General features: G+C 43.8%; 17 protein-coding genes and 1 other annotated feature. Of the genes, 7 read left to right on the plus strand and 10 right to left on the minus strand.

Features of this window, described 5'->3' with window-relative positions:
- Positions 1–6: 6 nt before the first annotated feature.
- The 4 genes from NST79_RS15315 to NST79_RS15330 form a co-directional block, all read right to left on the minus strand.
- Complete coding sequence (locus tag NST79_RS15315) at positions 7–1,596, minus strand: acyl--CoA ligase (RefSeq protein WP_151262374.1); 1,590 nt, start codon at positions 1,594–1,596, stop codon at positions 7–9.
- A gap of 178 nt (positions 1,597–1,774) precedes the next feature.
- Entirely contained in the window at positions 1,775–1,984 is a 210-nt protein-coding gene (gene sspA / locus NST79_RS15320; protein WP_003223491.1) for an alpha type acid-soluble spore protein SspA, read from the minus strand.
- A 93-nt stretch (positions 1,985–2,077) separates the two neighbouring features.
- On the minus strand, positions 2,078–3,283 hold the full coding sequence (thiI, locus tag NST79_RS15325) for a tRNA uracil 4-sulfurtransferase ThiI (protein ID WP_151262375.1): 1,206 nt from the start codon (positions 3,281–3,283) through the stop codon (positions 2,078–2,080).
- 3 nt (positions 3,284–3,286) lie between these two features.
- Positions 3,287–4,432 carry a cysteine desulfurase family protein gene (locus tag NST79_RS15330; protein ID WP_161476787.1) on the minus strand — a complete coding sequence of 382 codons (1,146 nt, stop codon included), beginning with the start codon at positions 4,430–4,432 and terminating at the stop codon, positions 3,287–3,289.
- A 194-nt stretch (positions 4,433–4,626) separates the two neighbouring features.
- Here NST79_RS15330 and brnQ point away from each other — a divergent pair, with 194 nt between their 5' ends.
- A complete protein-coding gene (brnQ, locus tag NST79_RS15335) occupies positions 4,627–5,964 on the plus strand; it encodes a branched-chain amino acid transport system II carrier protein (RefSeq protein WP_003229322.1) in 1,338 nt (445 codons plus the stop codon).
- Between the two features lie 95 nt (positions 5,965–6,059).
- On the opposite strand, the gene ezrA is transcribed toward brnQ, so the two are convergent.
- Positions 6,060–7,748, minus strand: coding sequence for a septation ring formation regulator EzrA (gene ezrA / locus NST79_RS15340; protein ID WP_029318251.1), 1,689 nt, complete (start codon positions 7,746–7,748; stop codon positions 6,060–6,062).
- A gap of 196 nt (positions 7,749–7,944) precedes the next feature.
- Here ezrA and hisJ point away from each other — a divergent pair, with 196 nt between their 5' ends.
- A complete protein-coding gene (hisJ, locus tag NST79_RS15345) occupies positions 7,945–8,751 on the plus strand; it encodes a histidinol-phosphatase HisJ (RefSeq protein WP_212059331.1) in 807 nt (268 codons plus the stop codon).
- On the opposite strand, the gene refZ is transcribed toward hisJ, so the two are convergent.
- Positions 8,748–9,371: a transcriptional regulator RefZ gene (gene refZ / locus NST79_RS15350; protein WP_014477663.1), complete on the minus strand. Its 624-nt coding sequence runs from the start codon at positions 9,369–9,371 to the stop codon at positions 8,748–8,750. The two genes, hisJ and refZ, sit on opposite strands and share 4 nt — an antisense overlap.
- 126 nt (positions 9,372–9,497) lie before the next feature.
- Here refZ and NST79_RS15355 point away from each other — a divergent pair, with 126 nt between their 5' ends.
- Positions 9,498–9,989 (plus strand): GAF domain-containing protein, encoded by a 492-nt coding sequence (locus tag NST79_RS15355; RefSeq protein WP_212059333.1) that lies wholly within the window; start codon positions 9,498–9,500, stop codon positions 9,987–9,989.
- A 37-nt stretch (positions 9,990–10,026) separates the two neighbouring features.
- Here NST79_RS15355 and NST79_RS15360 read toward each other — a convergent pair whose 3' ends face one another.
- Positions 10,027–11,766, minus strand: coding sequence for a diguanylate cyclase (locus NST79_RS15360; protein ID WP_212059341.1), 1,740 nt, complete (start codon positions 11,764–11,766; stop codon positions 10,027–10,029).
- Positions 11,767–12,060: 294 nt separating this feature from the next.
- Here NST79_RS15360 and rpsD point away from each other — a divergent pair, with 294 nt between their 5' ends.
- Positions 12,061–12,663 (plus strand): 30S ribosomal protein S4, encoded by a 603-nt coding sequence (rpsD, locus tag NST79_RS15365; protein WP_003229304.1) that lies wholly within the window; start codon positions 12,061–12,063, stop codon positions 12,661–12,663.
- A 21-nt stretch (positions 12,664–12,684) separates the two neighbouring features.
- On the opposite strand, the gene NST79_RS15370 is transcribed toward rpsD, so the two are convergent.
- The 3 genes from NST79_RS15370 to acsA all read right to left on the minus strand — a co-directional run bounded on the left by NST79_RS15370 (position 12,685) and on the right by acsA (position 16,270).
- On the minus strand, positions 12,685–12,813 hold the full coding sequence (locus tag NST79_RS15370; protein WP_032722349.1) for a hypothetical protein: 129 nt from the start codon (positions 12,811–12,813) through the stop codon (positions 12,685–12,687).
- A 129-nt stretch (positions 12,814–12,942) separates the two neighbouring features.
- Positions 12,943–14,211: a tyrosine--tRNA ligase gene (gene tyrS / locus NST79_RS15375; protein ID WP_029318254.1), complete on the minus strand. Its 1,269-nt coding sequence runs from the start codon at positions 14,209–14,211 to the stop codon at positions 12,943–12,945.
- 49 nt (positions 14,212–14,260) lie between these two features.
- Positions 14,261–14,497: a binding site (T-box leader), on the minus strand.
- A gap of 54 nt (positions 14,498–14,551) precedes the next feature.
- Complete coding sequence (acsA, locus tag NST79_RS15380; RefSeq protein WP_004399030.1) at positions 14,552–16,270, minus strand: acetate--CoA ligase; 1,719 nt, start codon at positions 16,268–16,270, stop codon at positions 14,552–14,554.
- Positions 16,271–16,430: 160 nt separating this feature from the next.
- On the opposite strand from acsA, the gene acuA reads away from it, so the two are divergent.
- The 3 genes from acuA to NST79_RS15395 are packed head-to-tail and all read left to right on the plus strand — an operon-like array spanning position 16,431 to position 18,894.
- A complete protein-coding gene (acuA, locus tag NST79_RS15385; RefSeq protein ID WP_014665002.1) occupies positions 16,431–17,063 on the plus strand; it encodes an acetoin utilization protein acetyltransferase AcuA in 633 nt (210 codons plus the stop codon).
- Positions 17,064–17,089: 26 nt separating this feature from the next.
- Entirely contained in the window at positions 17,090–17,734 is a 645-nt protein-coding gene (locus NST79_RS15390; protein WP_003229294.1) for an acetoin utilization AcuB family protein, read from the plus strand.
- Complete coding sequence (locus NST79_RS15395) at positions 17,731–18,894, plus strand: acetoin utilization protein AcuC (RefSeq protein ID WP_024572896.1); 1,164 nt, start codon at positions 17,731–17,733, stop codon at positions 18,892–18,894. The genes NST79_RS15390 and NST79_RS15395 overlap by 4 nt, the downstream gene beginning before the upstream one ends.
- Positions 18,895–18,902: the final 8 nt, after the last annotated feature.

Raw genomic sequence — 18,902 nt, forward strand, 5'->3', positions numbered from 1 at the left:
CTTTCTTTACGCCTTTTTATTGGCTTTGAGCTGTTCTTCACGTTTTCTTAATTCCACTCGTCTGATTTTTGCAGAAGCCGTTTTCGGCAGGCTTTCCACAAATTCAATTTCTCTAGGATATTTGTATGGAGCGGTAATCGTCTTCACATGGTTTTGCAGCATTTTGACAAGCTCATCACTGCGTTTTTCATGATTTTGCAGGACAACATATGCCTTTACGATGGAGCCTCTGATTTCATCAGGGCTTGCGACAACAGCACATTCTTTTACTTCTGGGTGCTTAACAAGCGCGTCTTCCACCTCGAAAGGCCCGATCGTATAGCCGGAGCTGATAATAATATCGTCATTTCGGCTTTCAAACCAGAAGTAACCTTCCTCATCTTTTCTTGCTCTGTCTCCCGTTAGGAAATAATCGCCGCGAATTTGTGTTTTCATTCTTTCCGGATCTTTAAAATACTCTTTAAAGAGCGCAGGCGTACTGAGGTGAACAGCGATATCGCCAACCTCACCAGGTTTGCAGATTTCACCGTCTTCATTTATGATCTCCACCTGATTTCCCGGTGTCGGTTTTCCCATGCTTCCCGGTTTAATAGGCGTATCTTTCAAAACACCAACCAAAAGCGTGCTTTCTGTTTGGCCATATCCGTCCCGTACCTTAATGCCAAAGTGCTTTTGGAAAACATCAATGACTTCACGGTTGAGCGGCTCACCTGCGGAAACAGCGCTGTGCAGGGCAGAAAGATCAAAACGGTCCAAGCCTTCAACCTTCGCCATTAAGCGGTATTCTGTAGGCGTGCAGCAGAAAACATTGATTTTGTAGCGATTTAAAAGCTCTAGATATTTTTCTGCTTTGAATCTGCCGTGGTACACAAAACCGGTTGCTCCGCTGCCAAGCACCGCTAAAAACGGACTCCATACCCACTTTTGCCAGCCAGGGGCAGCAGTTGCCCAGACGATATCCTTTTCAGAAATATCAAGCCAAGCGCCGGCAGAAGTTTTTAAATGAGCAAATGCCCATCCATGTGTATGTACAACACCTTTCGGCTGACCTGTTGTCCCGGATGTATAAGATAAGAAAGCCATATCATCTCTTGTTGTGTCAGCTGTTTTAAATTGGCTTCCGTCCGCTTCAATTGATAAGAGGTTTTTCCAGCCGGCATCATTTTCACCAATAGACAGTGTAATCAGTTTGTCAGTCGTACTGACATCCCGGAAAGCGCCAATAAATTCTGAGTAGACGATAGCGCCTTTTACCTCTGCATGTTCAATCCGGTATTCAAGATCTTTCGCGCGAAGCATTTCGGAGCACGGAATGACAACCATTCCTGATTTCAGGATAGCCAAATAAACAGCATAGGCTTCAAGCACCCGCGGAACCATTACAATCAGCTTGTCTCCCTTTTTAAATCCAAGATCAGCTAAGGCCGCTCCGATTTTATTTGTTTCTTCCATCAGCTTTTCATACGACCAAGATTCTTGCTTACCCGACTCGTCCTCCCACAGAAGAGCGGTTTTTTGTCCAGCGGCACTGAACTTTTCCATTTCATTCACTAAATTATATTGCATAGGGGCAATTAAATCTTCACGTTTTAACACGAACAACTCCTCACTTTCTCCACCCATTATACATAAATACAGGCTCTTTCCGTAAGGATATGCCTAAAAGCAACCTCTGTAAACATAGATTTTATAGGCCGCTGGTCCTTTTTTATATGTAAAAAATGAAAAGGAGTGGGGATACCCCCACTCCTAAGCCATTATGTGAAATTGTAAATTAGAATTGTCCTCCGCCCATGTTTTGTTGAGCAAAAGATACAAGACGTTTTGTGATCTCTCCTCCAACAGAACCGTTAGCGCGAGAAGTTGTGTCTGCTCCAAGGTTTACACCGAATTCAGAAGCGATTTCTAATTTCATTTGGTCGATCGCTTGAGCAGCTCCTGGTACTAAAAGGTTGTTGCTGTTACCTGAGTTATTGTTAGCCATGTGTCTCACCTCCTTGTGAGTATAGAATGTGTCAAAACACATGGCTTCATTCAGAAAAACTTTGGTAATTGTATACAGGAGCTGAAAATTAATTTAAAAGAGTTCAGCGAATTTATCGTTAGCTTCTTGTTCGCTATACAGGGTCATTGTCTCAATGTTATCTACCGCTTCTTGAATATACGGCTCGAAATCAACAAAGCTTTCAAAGTGTTCAATTTTCTCTTTTTTAGGGCGTGTTTTCGGGCTTGGCGGTGTAAAGATCGTGCAGCAGTCTTCAAATGGCTGAATGCTTGTCTCATATGTGCCAATTTCCCGTGATTTTTCGATGATTTCTGTTTTGTCCATGGCGATTAACGGCCGCAAAATCGGTGTTGACGTCACCGCATTAATTGCATACATGCTTTCAAGCGTTTGGCTCGCTACCTGACCGAGGCTTTCTCCCGTAATAATGGCAAGCCCGTTTCTCTTTTCTCTGATTCTGTCGGCGATCTGAAGCATGAGGCGGCGGGTTGCCGTCATTGTGTAATTTTCAGGAATTTGTTTTTGGATGAGCTCTTGCGTTTTTGTAAATGGAACAATATGAAGTGTCATGCTTCCCCCAAAACGGGACAGACATTTCGCCAGATCCATTACCTTTTGCTTTGCGCGCTCACTCGTGTATGGCGGGCTGAAGAAATGAACAGCTTCTACCGACAGTCCCCGTTTCATCGCATAAAAACCAGCCACAGGGCTGTCAAAACCGCCAGAAAGCATCAGCATCGCTTTTCCTGCTGAACCAACTGGCAGCCCGCCTGCACCTTTTTCATCACGAATTGTCAAAAATGTTGCTTCTTCCCTGATTTCGATTCTGAGCGGGATGTCTGGGTTGCGAACATCGACCGTCAATCCTTCTGTATTTCGCAAAATATGGCCGCCGATTTCAGCGTTCATCTGGTTTGTATCTAATTCAAATTGCTTATACGCTCTCTTTGTCGCGACTTTAAACGTATCACCTGGTTTATATTGATCTTTGATAGCCTTTAGTGCGGTTTCCTTAATATCATTAAGGCGGCTGTCACACTTAATTGCCAGGCTGAAGCTTTGAATCCCAAACACTTGCTTTAAATGAGGAAAAAGAGCCTCAGGATCCTCTCCATTTAATGTAATCGTCATACGATCCCTGTTGGAAAAGTATTTTAAATTCGGATAGTCTTTCAAAACGAGTCTGATGTTTTGTTTTAAGCGCTCAATAAAGCTTTTTCTGTTTTTGCCTTTGGTGGAAATTTCCCCAAAACGAATTAATATATGATCGTAATTCATGTTCTACCTCATCATTTCCCTTAATTTTTTGATACCAGGACGAAGCGCGTTCATAAACGGTTCTGCCACATCGCTTGTCTGGCTGTAATTTAAACTGATTCTGATGCTGCTTCCGGCAATCTGCTCTCCTTTGCCCATCTCTAAGAGAACTTTACTGGGCTTATGTTCTTTTGCCGAGCAAGCCGATGTTGTGGAGACGAAAATATCCTGTTCCTCAAGCATGTGTAAAAGCACTTCCGCTTTAATCCCCGGTACAGAGAAATTAATAATGTGCGGCGCGCTATTCATTTGAGGCGTGTTGATAACGACGCCCTCAATTTCACTCAGCCTTTTCATAAACAATTCCTTTGCGGCAGTCATCGTGTCAAGCCGTGTGTCAAAATCAGCAGAGGCCAGATTAATGGCCTTGGCAAGCGAAACCGCACCAGCAGTATGTTCTGTTCCGGCCCGTATGCCTTTTTGCTGAGAGCCTCCCGTTATGAGCGGAATAAGGCGTGTTCCTTCTTTTACAATAAGTGCGCCTGTCCCCTTTAGGCCGTGAAATTTATGCCCCGAAATTGAACATAGATCAATGCCGGCCTTTTCAATTGCCAAGGGCACTTTATAGATGCCCTGCACATAATCGACGTGAAACAAAATGTTCGAATGCTCTTTCAGCACTTCTCCTGCCTCTTCAATCGGCTGCACGGAACCGACTTCATTGTTCACATGCATCATGCTGACAAGCACGGTATCGGGACGGATGGCTGCTTTTAGATCTTCAATAGAAACAAATCCGTCTTCATTCACAGAAAGATAAGTGATATCAAACCCGAACAACTCTTTCAGCTGTTCTAACGATTCCGTAACGGATGGATGTTCAATAGAAGTGGCAATGATATGTTTGCCTGTTTTTATCTTTGACAAAGCCGCTCCTTTTAAAGCCGCATTATTGGCTTCTGTGGCGCCTGACGTAAATACAATATCATATTTTTTTAGGCCTAAGGACCTTTTGATTTGATTTTTGGCTGCTTGAAGCAGCTGTTCCGTTTCGGCTCCATATCGGTGCAAAGATGAAGGATTGCCAAAGTATCGGCTGCTTGTCTGTTCATATACGTTCAAGACTTCATCGTAAGGCTTCGTCGTTGAACTATTATCTAAATATATCATCTTTTTTACTCCTTTATGAAAGCGGTACAAGGTATGATATTTATGTTACCATAACAAAATTTAATAGAAAATTACGAAAAACTAGTATTGACTTCTAATTTTTTTACCATATAATAAGATTTGTTCGTTTCGTCATATTATCTGACAATTAATTGACAGAATATTTTAACATAATTATTAGGAGGATTTTTTTCATGAAACACTCACTGCCTGTCAAAGATACCATTATTATTGGTTTCATGCTATTTGCGTTATTCTTTGGAGCAGGAAATATGATCTATCCGCCGGAACTTGGACAAGCAGCCGGACACAACGTCTGGAAGGCCATCGGCGGATTTTTACTGACAGGGGTAGGCCTGCCGCTTCTCGGCATTATCGCCATCGCATTAACCGGTAAGGACGCTAAAGGCCTTGCTGACAAAGCGCACCCTGTTTTCGGCACAATCTTTACTGTCGTGCTTTATTTATCAATCGGACCATTATTCGCCATCCCGAGAACAGGAACTGTTTCATATGAAATTGGCGCTGTTCCGTTTTTGACTGGCGTACCAGAAAGACTTTCTTTATTAATATTTACACTTATCTTTTTCGGCGTTACGTACTATTTAGCGTTAAACCCATCCAAGGTTGTCGATCGAGTCGGAAAAATTCTGACTCCCATCAAATTCACGATTATTTTAATCATTGTTCTCAAAGCCATCTTCACGCCGATGGGCGGATTGGGCGCCGTGACAGAAGCATATAAAGGAACACCGGTTTTTAAAGGATTTTTAGAAGGCTATAAAACAATGGACGCACTTGCTTCAATTGTATTTGGCGTTGTCGTTGTAAATGCTGTAAAAAGCAAAGGCGTTACACAGTCTAAAGCTCTTGCTGCAGCCTGCATTAAAGCAGGTGTGATTGCCGCTTTAGGGCTGACTTTCATTTATGTATCCCTTGCTTATTTAGGTGCAACAAGCACAAATGCCATCGGTCCTGTTGGTGAAGGAGCTAAAATTTTATCTGCGTCTTCCCATTATTTATTCGGTTCATTAGGCAACATCGTACTCGGAGCAGCGATTACAGTCGCATGTTTAACAACAAGCATCGGCCTTGTCACATCTTGCGGCCAATATTTTTCAAAACTTATTCCGGCATTATCATATAAAATTGTCGTTACGATTGTCACGTTATTCAGCTTGATCATTGCGAATTTCGGACTCGCGCAAATTATCGCGTTTTCTGTTCCTATTTTATCAGCTATCTATCCGCTTGCCATTGTCATTATCGTTCTTTCCTTCATCGATAAGATCTTTAAAGAAAGACGCGAAGTGTACATCGCATGCTTGATCGGTACAGGACTTTTCAGTATTTTAGACGGTATCAAAGCAGCCGGTTTCTCACTTGGATCTTTAGATGTGTTTCTAAATGCGAATCTTCCTCTTTACAGCCTCGGCATCGGCTGGGTGCTTCCAGGAATCGTCGGAGCGGTTATCGGCTATGTGCTGACCTTATTCATCGGACCATCCAAACAGCTTAATGAAATAAGTTAATGTCACAGAACGCCTGCGTTATTGCGCAGGCGTTTTGCAATGAAAAAAAGAGCCTGCTCATTACACTGCGGGCTCTTTTTCATAGTCGTGATTATCTAAGCGGATATGTCTGCTTTGATTTTTTCAACTGCACCTGGCGCAGCCTTTTCTACAGCGGCAGCTGCAATTTCATAAGAGTCGTCATAATCAAAAGCATAAAAACGTCTTTCCGCTTCTTTCAGCTGTTCAGATAAAATATGATTCTGGCTTCTGAACCGGTTTCCGAACTGAATGATTTTTTCAATGAGGATGACCTGCTCGACAAGTTCCTCTGATTCCCGGCTTGCCCTGTTGACGATTTCTTCTGCTTGCTTCAAATGGGCTCCGGCTTCTTCCATATTTAATGGAAGTTCGTTTAGTTGATTGACTGTTTCTTGAATATGATGATGCGCGTTCTCCAGCATTTCTTGAATATAGCTCGGAATCCCTGGAATGTTGCTAGTCTTCAGCAGTCTAGCTGTCTCAGAAATTGTTTTTTTCAAATTGCTGAGCGTCTCCCTCGCCTGAAGCTCTTCTTTTCTCAGCGCTTGCAGATTTTCACGATACTCGGCATGCTCTTTTTTCACTTCTTCAATTTGCTTCTCTATTGAAGCAACTTCTTCTACTAAAAGTGAGTAGGCGACATGCTCTGCATCAAGCTTATCTTTAACGGATGATAGCAGCTTTCCAATTTCATCAAGGCGCTTTTCAAAAGCCTGCTGTTTGCCGAGCTCACCGGCTGTCAGCCTGTAGCTTTCCTTCACCAGCTCAGTTTCCGCTTTCGTATGCTCTTTCTCTTCTTTAAGCTTGTCGTAAGCAATAATCAATTCAGGCATTTTGCTTAGTACGGATTGACCGGCTTCAACTTCGCCCTCCAGCTGCTGATAAACAGATTGAATATTTTCGTCAATGAGCTGCAGGATTGCGGACGCTTCATCAATATCCAGCTCAGTCATCAGGACATGTTCCGCTCGTTTCAGCTGGTTTGACAGATTTTCTAATTCCTTATCAAGCTGGATATGCTCAAGCTTGTACCCTTTTTCTTTCATTTCGCCATAGCCATCCTTGAGCTTTGCAATCTGTCCGGGCACCGTCTGTTTACAGTCAGCTAACAGCTTCGGCACATCATCTATGTATGACTGAAGCCGTTCAAGATTGCGGTCCTGCTCAAGCAGTACTTTTCGTGCAGTAATATAGTTTCCGCCTTCTGTTTCTTCTTCAAATTGTTTGATGCCGCTCCAAATTTCGTCCAGATCCTTTTCAAGGCTGTCATAAAGCTCCCCGTAAAGGTGGCTGTAAGCCAGCAGGTTTTTTCGAGATTTCGAATAGCGCTCCCTCACCTGTTCAATCTCTTCACGGCTCTTTTCCTCACTTGTGACAAGATCGCTGATTTCCCGAAGAATCTTTTCAATGCTTGATTCAGCCGCTGTCAGCAGGTCGTCGATATGAACGAGCACTTGATTGGCCTTTTTAAACCGGTATTTGTCTGCATTTTCCTCGGCATCATAAAGGAGCTCTTCAACTTTCGGCATGTGGGCTGTGACAATCTCGTCCCATTCTTCACGCCACTTCTCAAAGAACTCTTCTGTCTGACCCGTCATTTTTAAATGTTTTATTTTAGACATTTCTTCCACGATCGACCGATTCAGAATTTCAATCTTCCACGATTCCAGCCGGTCGATTTCGGCGTAGATTTTTTTCCTGAAAAAGTAGCCTGCCGCAAACAGCGCAAGCAGTACAATTAATAATCCAATGACAAACTCCATAATGAGCCCCCTTGCTGTTTACCTTAATCTGTCAGGGTGTTTTATTTATTCAGAAAGATTTCAGGATATGTATTGAGAAAAACTGTCGTTTTCATTGTTATTATGATACCATGTAACAAACATTTTTTGACCAGAAATCAAAAACTTTTTGTGCAAAATCGGCAGGATTTGACTATTTTTTCATGGGGTGACATCAATGCAAAAGCGAGACGGACATATTCACACACCATTTTGCCCTCACGGCTCCAATGACACACTCAGACAATATGCAGAAGAAGCCTTAAAAAAAGGGTTCGAATCGATTACTTTTACCGAACACGCCCCATTGCCGCCCTCTTTTACCGATCCCACGCCGCTGAAAGACAGCGCGATGGCGCAAGCTTCTTTGGAACGCTATATTCATGAAATTTCCGGATTAAAAAAAGAATATCGCGGACAGCTTAGCATACGGATAGGGCTTGAAGTCGATTATATCGCTGAATTTGAAGACGAAATTACATTATTCCTGGACACATACGGGCCATATTTAGATGACAGCATCTTATCCGTTCATTTTTTGCGCACAGACTCTTCCTATCTATGCCTTGATTATGACGAGCATACCTTCAAAGAGCTGATTTCAGCCTGCGGAAGCATTGAAGCGGTATATGAACAATATTACCGGAGTATCTATTCTTCCATTGTAGCATCTCTCGGCGTTTATAAGCCAAAAAGAGTCGGTCACATCACACTCGTCCAAAAATTCATCAAGCTGTTTCCATACAGCATGTCAGAACATATTCGCGGCCTCGTTTCCCTGTGCCTGAATGCCATTGAAGAAAACGGAATGGAGCTCGACTTCAATACTTCCGGCTTAAGAAAAACTTACGCTGGCGGTATTTATATCGAGGATTGGATGCTGAATGAAGCGAAGCAAAAGAAGATCCCGCTTGTGTTTGGGTCAGATGCCCATCAAGCGGGAGATGTCGGATATGCGTATGAGGCGTTTTTGGAACGGTGCTAGTTGGTGAGCGCCACGTCTCCTGTCCGGAAGACGCTTCTGATCCAAATCTTGATTTCTTCAAAATACATTTTATAAAAATACGGCTCGTGCGGCTGCATGTAGAGTACTTCTGAAATATATTGAGGCTGGAGATAGGGCATCATCAAGAGAGATTTTAATTGGAGAATAAAATGAGGCAGCGGCAGCGTTAAATATTCACGCTGTTTTTCTCCTTCCTCAATGATCAGCTGGAAGATATACTTTTCCTTCATTAGATATGTCGACATAATTTCCCTGATTAATGTGGAGTCAATTGTGACTTCCCGGTAGACAAAACGAGTTAATTGACGATGATTATGCTGATAGGATAAAATATCGAAAACCAATTGAAGAAGCTGTTCCTGAGTGCTTTGAGAAGAGATATTGCTTGCCGCTGTTTCAAGCGTTTTGCTGTAGCCCTCGTAAAACTCTGAAACTAAGTGTTCCATCAAGCCTCCTTTGCCTTTAAAATAGTAGGAGATGTGCGCAACATTTACATCAGCTGACTTTGCGATTTCACGGACAGACGTGCCAGAAAATCCTTTTTGGTTAAAAAGCATGACAGCAGATTCAATAATTTTGTCTTTGGTGCTTACTTTCATACGGCTCACTCCTTCCTCTTGATACTATTCAAGCAGAAAGCCGCTGTTCCTGTAAGAACTTATCGACAAATGCCGGCAGAAAAGCCGGAACTTTGTTTTATATTATAGAAAAAGTGAGGGTTTTCCATGTTCCATGTCGAAAAACAATCTGGAGATAAAGAAAAAGACTATCAGCTTCTGCTAAAACAGCTCGAAGCCATGACCGAAGACGAAACAGACCAAATAGCTAACTATGCAAATGCCTCAGCACTGCTGTATCATTCGCTGCCTGAAGTCAACTGGGCGGGTTTCTATTTTGCCAAAGAAGAGGATGGACAGCTTGTGTTAGGTCCGTTCCAAGGCCTCCCGGCATGTGTTCGGATTCCTTTCGGCAGAGGGGTTTGCGGCACAGCGTACGCAAACGGAAAAGTGGAACGTGTTGAGGATGTAAACGCGTTTCCTGGACATATCGCCTGCGATGCAGAGTCCCAATCAGAAATTGTGCTTCCGATTCGTGTAGACGGAAAAATTGTCGGCGTCTTGGACATCGACAGCCCAGTGAAAAACCGTTTCGACGAAATTGATGAAAAATACTTAACTCAATTTGCCGAAACGCTAGAAAAAGCGTTAGCGCAGTAATATAAAAGCCCAAAACTGATATCGTTTTGGGCTTTTTTTATTTTATTGAGTCATGAACCATCAAGCGGTTTTTCCCGCTCCGTTTCGCGCTGTAGAGCGCTTCGTCTGCCTCATGCACAAGCTCTTTCAGCGACTTTTTTGTTTCTGTCGTCCAGCAGGAGATACCGCAGGAAATGGTTACCTCGGGTTTCGTATTTTTTCTGACCGCGTAAACCAGCCGCTCGGTAATCCGTTTCCCCACTGCAACCGGCACATTTGGCAAATAAATCGCCAGCTCCTCTCCTCCCCAGCGGGCACCGACATCATGCTTTCGGATGTTGCTTTTAATCACTGAAGCGACTTGAATTAAAATCTCGTCCCCAGTCTGATGGCCGTACGTATCATTTACATTTTTAAAATTATCAATATCAACAAGAATAAAAACACCCTTTTGGTGGATTTTCATGCTGTATTGAATTTTTTCATCTAAATACGCTCGTGAATACAGTTCAGTCAGCTGATCTGTTTTCACAAGGTGCTCAAGACGGTCGCGAAGCATTGAATTGGTTACAGCCAGTGTCGCGTGATGAATCAGCGCCTGAAACAGCTTGTACATTTCAAATGTAAAAGCGTACAGCTCCTGTTTCAATAAAACCGCAAAGCCCAGAAGCCGGTCGTTTTGAATCATCGGAGCAGCCATCAGCGAGCCGTACCCCGCCTTCCCAAAAACAGACTGGCCATTCCCGATGAAAACCCCTTTTTCACCTTCATACAGCTTTTCTTTCAGCTCATTATAAAAATCTGACGGCTTCGCTTCTTTAAAAAATGCTGTGCTGCCTGGGAGCAATGTTAGGTTTTCAAAATGGTCTATATGAAAAAATCCCACTTCTTCTGCCTGAAACGATTCTGCCATTCTCACAGCCAGATCATTCATTGTATCAGTCAATGTCAGCCGCTGATTCAGGCGGCGTGATGTTTCATTAATCAATTCCAAATTTGCGATGCTTGCTTTGGATTGTTCGTAGAGCTGGGCATTTTCAAACGCTTTTCCCGCCGCGTTTGCTAACAGCGACATTTCATCAAGGCAGGCATCAGTAAGAAAGCTGTCACCCGTTCCTTCAGCCTTCAACACCCCGTATGTGCCCTGCTGTCCTTTGATCGGAATATAGGCGACAGATTCATTTTTCCGCAAAATGTCTCCGGACAAATACACTTTGAGCGCAAAGGAATCGGATTTTTCCCCTTCCATATACAGCTCTTTTGCAGGAATCCCTAAACATTGGTCTTGATCGTGCGATATAAATAAAGAAAACTCAAAAAGAGAAAATGTGCTTGTCAAGCTTTCTAAAAGCTGCTTCAGCACATCTGTCTGATCAAGCAGTGAATGGAACAGCTCTGTCATTTTGTATATCTTTTTTTGGTAGATCGTTTTGTTATAGAGTCTTTCCTGTTTCATCGACTGGTTTAAAAATGAAGCAACCACGTCCGGAAGCCCTTCAGGAATCTCTTCATCCTGCCTGCATGCAAGATGGAAACGCCTGCCGGAGCCGTCCTCAATCAGGTAACATGAAGCGTTTATTTTCGAAGCGGAAAAACGCGCTTCACCATCTGCCAGTTTTGTCACAAAGTCTGATGATGACGGTGTAAGCGAAACACAAAGGGTTGAAAAATAGGTTTGAATAGCCGAAGTCAGCCATATGAAAGAGTCGGTGAATGTGACTTTTTCAGATTTGGTTAATAAAAAATCGAGCATATGATAATGAAAGGCGGATAATTGATCTTTAGTTTGTTCTACCATGTTTTTATCACCTAAAAGTTTACCACTAATTTTTGTTTATTATATCATAAACGGTGAAGCAATAATGGAGGAATGGTTGACTTCAAAACAAATAAATTATATAATGACCTTTGTGTGAAATATTGCAGCCTTTTTGTTCAGCTTCTATGTTTTCATTTTGTTCCTTATCGATAAGGTGTATCGTGTAACTCTCTGCTGCTGGAGCGAGGATACATGAAAACAAAATGTGCATGGTCGAATAGAGCAGACGGTTTTTATTTTCCACAAAAATAAAACCAAAGGAGGAGTCACATTATGGCTCGCTATACAGGTCCATCTTGGAAACTGTCCCGCCGTCTAGGAATCTCTCTTAGCGGTACAGGAAAAGAATTAGAAAAACGCCCTTACGCTCCAGGTCCACACGGCCCAGGACAACGTAAAAAATTATCAGAATACGGTTTGCAATTGCAAGAAAAGCAAAAGCTTCGTCACATGTACGGTGTAAACGAACGTCAATTCCGCACTTTGTTTGACAAAGCTGGCAAACTAGCTGGTAAACACGGTGAAAACTTCATGATTCTTTTAGATTCTCGTCTTGATAACGTTGTGTACAAGCTAGGTTTAGCACGTACTCGCCGTCAAGCTCGCCAATTGGTTAACCACGGTCACATTCTTGTAGACGGAAGCCGCGTTGACATCCCGTCTTACCTAGTGAAACCTGGTCAAACAATCGGTGTTCGCGAAAAATCAAGAAACCTTTCTATCATCAAAGAATCTGTTGAAGTGAACAACTTCGTTCCTGAATACCTTACTTTCGACGCTGAAAAGCTTGAAGGTACTTTCACTCGTCTTCCTGAGCGTTCTGAACTTGCTCCGGAAATTAACGAAGCGCTTATCGTTGAGTTCTACTCTCGTTAATCGTTTTAAAAACCCCTGCCGCTATGCGGTCGGGGTTTTTTTATCGTCTGTTTCGTCATTCGCCTCTTGCTGGCCAACACTATCTTGCGCCTGCTGCTCCCAATGATCCCGCTGCAGCCGTTCTTTTGCAATCGTACACATGAGATTCACGCTTTAGCGCTCCTTTCATTTAAAAGGTGGTGATTGGTCGTGTTTGCCCTATCTAATATACTCTTTTCCTTTCATTCCTATGCGGTAAACAAAAAGATCCTTTGCCTTCAGTGGCAAAGGATCTTTTTCTTATTTATACGTCACAAGGAAGTATTTTTTCTTCCCGCGGCGCAGAACAGTAAATTGATCTTCGATGCGGTCTTCACCTGATAGGGTATAATTTATTTCCGTCTGGCGTTCACCGTTAATGTAAACAGCTCCGTTTTGAATGTCTTCACGCGCTTGGCGTTTAGAAGGAGATAATTTAGATTGCACCAACACATCTACAAGTGAAAGCTCTTGGGTGCTGTCAACTTCCATAGAAGGAACATCTTTAAAGCCTACCTTTACATCTTGAGCGGAAAGCTCTTTAATATTGCCGCTGAACAGCGCTTGGGAGATGTTGATGGCTTGCTCCAGCGCCTCGCGTCCGTGAACAAGCGATGTCACTTCTTCTGCCAGGCGTTTTTGCGCTTCACGTTTTTCTGGCGCCGTTTCTGTTTTTTCAGCGTATGCTTCAATCTCCTCTTTTGAAAGGAACGTAAAGTATTTCAAGTATTTGATAACGTCACGGTCGTCTGTGTTGATCCAGAATTGATAGAATTCATATGGCGATGTTTTTTCTTTATCAAGCCAGATCGCGCCACCTTCCGTTTTTCCGAACTTCGTGCCGTCTGCTTTTGTGACAAGCGGAATCGTAAGGCCAAACGCTTTTGCTCCTTCTTCTTCTGATTTTCTGATCAGTTCAAGACCCGCTGTGATGTTGCCCCACTGATCGCTTCCGCCGATTTGCAATTTACAGTTTTTGTCTCTGTAAAGATTTAAGAAATCATAAGATTGAAGAATCATGTAGCTGAATTCCGTGTACGAGATGCCGGATTCAATTCTTGAGCTGACCGTATCTTTTGCAAGCATGTAATTGATGCCGAAATTTTTACCAACGTCACGAAGAAAATCGATCACATTCATTTTGCCGATCCAGTCAAAGTTGTTCGCAATGACAGCTGGGTTTTCTGCTGCGTCAAAATCTAGAAATCTGGACAGCTGGTTTTTGATTTTTTGGGACCATTCGGATACGATGTCAGCAGTGTTTAGTGTACGCTCTGCTTTTTTTCCGCTTGGATCACCGATGAGGCCCGTCGCGCCGCCCACAAGCGCAATTGGATGATGCCCTGCGAGCTGAAAACGGCGAAGTGTTAAAATAGGCAGCAGGTGTCCGATGTGCAAGCTGTCTGCTGTCGGGTCAAAGCCTGAGTACAAGCGGATTTTTTCTTCATTCAGCTGTTTATTTAACCCTTCTTCATCTGTCATTTGCTGAATCAATCCGCGGAAGGATAAGTCTTCAAGTAAGTTTGTCATAAGATAAAGCTCCTTTTTTGATTAAAATAAAAACGCCCCTTCGTTTACACGAAGGGACGATTGATTATCGCGGTACCACCCTACTAATAAGAGAATGCAAACATTCGTCTTATCACTTTGCCTGATAACGGATCAGGTCCGTTCTTTCACTACTGAAAGCCTGGGCGGCTTTGTTTGCAAAAGCGGTTCATGAGTGTATTCGATATATCCGTCTGTGCTGATTTTCACCGGCCATCAGCTCTCTGGAACGTAAGGATATTCTACTTGTCTCAATCTTTACCTTTTCATATGAAGCTATATCATTTTTAACATAAATAAAATCCTGTGTCAACGCCGCCTTTTAATCCTCCATTGTTGACAGATCTCCAGCCGGCAAATTAAGCTCCCATGCCTTCAGCACGCGTCTCATGATCTTTCCGCTTCGGGTTTTCGGAAGCTTATCTTTAAATTCGATCTCACGCGGAGCCGCATGGGCTGCAAGACCCTGCTTTACAAATAGGCGGATCTCTTCTTTCAGTTTATCAGACGGCTCAAATCCTTCTCTGAGTGCAATAAAGGCTTTAATGATTTCTCCACGCACTGGGTCAGGCTTTCCGATTACGCCTGCTTCTGCAATAGCCGGATGTTCGACAAGCTTGCTTTCCACTTCAAATGGGCCGACGCGCTCACCGGAGGTCATGATGACGTCATCAACTCTGCCTTGGAACCAAAAGTATCCCTCTTCATCCATGTAAGCAGAATCCCCAGACACATACCAGCCGCCCGGCATGAAATACGATTCATATTTTTCAGGGTTATTCCAAATGGTATGCATCATGGAAGGCCAGCCCTTTTTGATGGCGAGATTGCCCATTCGGTACGGCGGAAGCTCGTTGCCTTGATTGTCAACGATCGCTGCCTCCACTCCTGGAATCGGCTTACCCATTGAACCCGGTTTAATATCCATGCAAGGATAGTTGCAGATAAGCTGACTGCCCGTTTCTGTCATCCACCATGTATCATGAATTCGTTTGTTAAAAACTTTATGTCCCCATCTGATGACTTCCGGATTTAGCGGCTCACCGACACTGAGCACATGCCGGAGTGAAGTTAGATCATATTTCGCAGCCATTTCATCTCCCGCTCCCATCAGCATCCGAAAAGCGGTCGGCGCGCTGTACCAGACATTGACGCCAAGCTGTTCAATCGTACCATACCAGCTTTCCGGGCTGAAACGTCCGCCGACGATGACATTTGTCGCTCCGTTCAGCCACGGTGCAAAAATGCCGTATACCGTACCTGTCACCCAGCCTGGATCAGCCGTGCACCAATAAATGTCTTCTTCCTTTAAATCAAGGACCCACTTTCCTGTTTGATATTGCTGAATCATCGCTTCATGGACATGCAGCACGCCCTTTGGCGTACCAGTGGAACCTGATGTATAGTGAAGCAGAAAGCCGTCTTTTTTATCCATCCATTCGATATCCAGTCTTGTGCTTTCCTGTTTCGCTGCTTCATCATAATTGATGATATTCGTGCCGCTCTCAGCCTCTCCCCCGACTACGAAGACATGCTGCAAATGAGGCAGTTTGTCTACCGGTATTCTCTCCAGCAGCTCAGGTGTTGTGACAACAACCTTTGCCTCACTGTTTTCAAGCCGGTCTTTCACCGCTCCCTCCATAAATGCTTCGAACAGCGGCCCGGCGATGGCGCCAATTTTGATTGCGCCAAGCATAATAAAATAAAGCTCGGGTGATCTCGGCATAAAAATAAAAACGCGGTCCCCTTTTTCCACATTTCCATACCGTCTCAGCACATTCCCGGCTCTGTTTGATTCTTCCTTCATTTCTTTAAATGTGTATTTTTCATCCCGTTTTGCGTCTTTATAATAAAGCGCTACTTTGTTTTTTCGAAACGATTCGGCATGGCGGTCAATCGCTTCATACGCCGCATTCAGTTTCCCTGTCTCATGCCAAGAGAAATGTTTCTCCGCCTCGGCCCAATCAAAATGCCGGTACGTTTCTTCATAGTTTTTTAAGTTATGATCCCCCTCTATTGCTGGTAACGCTTTCAAATTCATGCCCAAACATCCCCCTTTGCTGAAGTTGTCACAATTATTATAGTATATATTCATATTCTTCTCAATTTTTAAAATATAAACCATGTTGAAAACGCTTTATAATTTGGTATTCTTAAAGAAGGCATGTATTTTTGATAAGAATTGATGGGACGGTGAATTAGTGGAACATCATAAAACATACCATTCAGCAAACATCAAAACAGCAACCGGCTCTTTACTGATAGAAGGGCCTGTCTCTCCAGAGGATTTGGCAGGTTATGAGTTTCATAAAGATTTAACCGCATTTCGCCCACCTCGTGAGCAGCATGAAGCGCTAGTCGACATTGCAGGCCTTCCCGAAGGGCGCATTATTATTGCCAGAGATGGCCGAACCATTGTCGGCTATGTCACGTATTTATATCCTGACCCGCTCGAAAGATGGTCTGAAGGAAATATGGAGGATTTGCTTGAGCTCGGAGCCATCGAAGTAGCGCCGGACTATCGGGGATGCGCTGTCGGAAAGACGCTCCTGACCGTCAGCATGATGGATGAACAAATGGAAAACTACATTGTGATGACGACAGAATATTACTGGCATTGGGATTTAAAAGGGATGAAAAAAGATGTGTGGGAATACAGAAAGATCATGGAAAAGATGATGAATGCAGGCGGATTGGTCTGGTTTGCAACGGATGAGCCGGAGATCAGCTCCCACCCTGCAAACTGTCTGATGGCCCGCATCGGAAAAAACGTCAGCCAAGAATCAATTGAGCAATTTGACAGGCTCCGTTTTTATCATCGTTATATGTATTAACTGACACTGGCAAAGGGGAAAAAATAATGATTGTTGAGCAGATCATGAAAAGAGATGTCATTACATTAACGAAGACGGATACGCTTGAAACAGCCATATGCAAACTGAAGGAATTCCATATCAGGCATCTGCCTGTTGTAGATGAAGAACGACACGTGATCGGCATGATTACAGACAGAGACATGAAACAGGCCAGCCCGAGTATTTTTGAAGAAAACAAACGAAGCCTATTTCTCACACGAAGCGTAGATTCAATTATGAAAAAGGATGTTGTCTGCGCCCATCCGTTAGATTTTGTCGAAGAAATATCAGCCGTGTTCTACGAGCATGGCATCGGCTGCCTTCCAGTGGTACACCATCAAAAATTAATAGGCATTTTAACAAAAACCGATTTGCTGCGGACGTTTGTCAAATTGACAGGCGCTGACCAGCCGGGCTCGCAAATTGAGATAAAAGTAAACGACATCACCAAAAGCCTCGCTGAGATCAGCAGTCTTTGCCAAGACCTTCAAGTGAAAATATTAAGCGTGCTTGTTTATCCGCATGACGATCCCGGTGTAAAAGTGCTTGTCTTCCGTGTAAAAACGATGAATCCGCTGCCGTTTTTGCAGGCATTACAAAGAAATGGACACCACGTCGTATGGCCGTCAGAGCAAAGGGATCTGCTATGAGAGACAGTGTATTTATCTATTCTCCATCCTACCAAACCTATATGTTTCATCAGGAGCATCCCTTTAATCAGCAGCGGGTTCTGTTAACATATGATTTGCTTAAGACGATCAATGCCTTTGATGATGGAGACATTGTCACCCCCAGACTCGCTTCAGAAGAGGAGCTTTCCCTTGTCCACACGGACGATTACATTCAGGCCGTAAAGCTTGCGGGCGCCGGAAAGCTTCCCGCTGAAGAAGGAGAAAGCTACGGGCTCGGCACTGAAGATACACCCGTCTTTGCCGGCATGCACGAAGCGGCATCACTCTTGGTCGGCGGCACTTTAACGGCCGCAGACTGGGTCATGTCAGGACAAGCCCTGCATGCGGCAAACCTTGGCGGAGGGCTTCATCACGGCTTTCGCGGGAGAGCTTCAGGGTTCTGCATATATAATGACAGCGCTGTGGCGATTCAATATATCCAGAAAAAATACAGATCCAGGGTACTTTATATTGATACCGACGCCCACCACGGGGACGGTGTGCAATTTACATTTTACGATAATCCTGACGTATGCACGCTGTCCATTCATGAAACAGGAAGGTATTTATTCCCTGGAACCGGCCAGATCCAAGAAAAAGGCAGCGGAAAAGGATATGGCTATTCCTTTAATATTCCGCTTGACGCTTTTACAGAGGATGATTCTTTTCTTGAGGCTTACCGGACAGCAGCTTCAGAAGTCGCCGCGTATTTCGAGCCTGATGTCATTATCAGCCAAAACGGCGCCGATGCCCATTACTACGACCCGCTGACGCATTTATCAGCAACAATCAATATATACGAAGAAATCCCCCGTCTTGCACACACTTTGGCTCATCAATATTGCGGAGGGAAATGGATTGCAGTCGGAGGGGGCGGATATGATATTTGGCGTGTCGTGCCCCGCGCCTGGGCCAGAATATGGCTTGAAATGAAGGGAATTGATCCGGGACACGAGATCCCGCCGGAATGGATTGCTAAATGGCAAAAACAATGCCCCGTGGCCCTTCCGTCGAGCTGGAGCGATCCGGCTGATTTATATCCTCCGATTCCCCGCAAGCCTGAAATCACAGAAAAAAATGCCCAAACTGTCAGCAAAGCATTATATGCGATACGTTCTGAACAGCAAAGAACAAAGTAAAAAACGAC

Origin of the sequence: Bacillus sp. PS196, assembly GCF_037963555.1 — a bacterium.
In the GTDB taxonomy this organism is placed as follows: Bacteria; Bacillota; Bacilli; order Bacillales; family Bacillaceae; genus Bacillus; species Bacillus subtilis.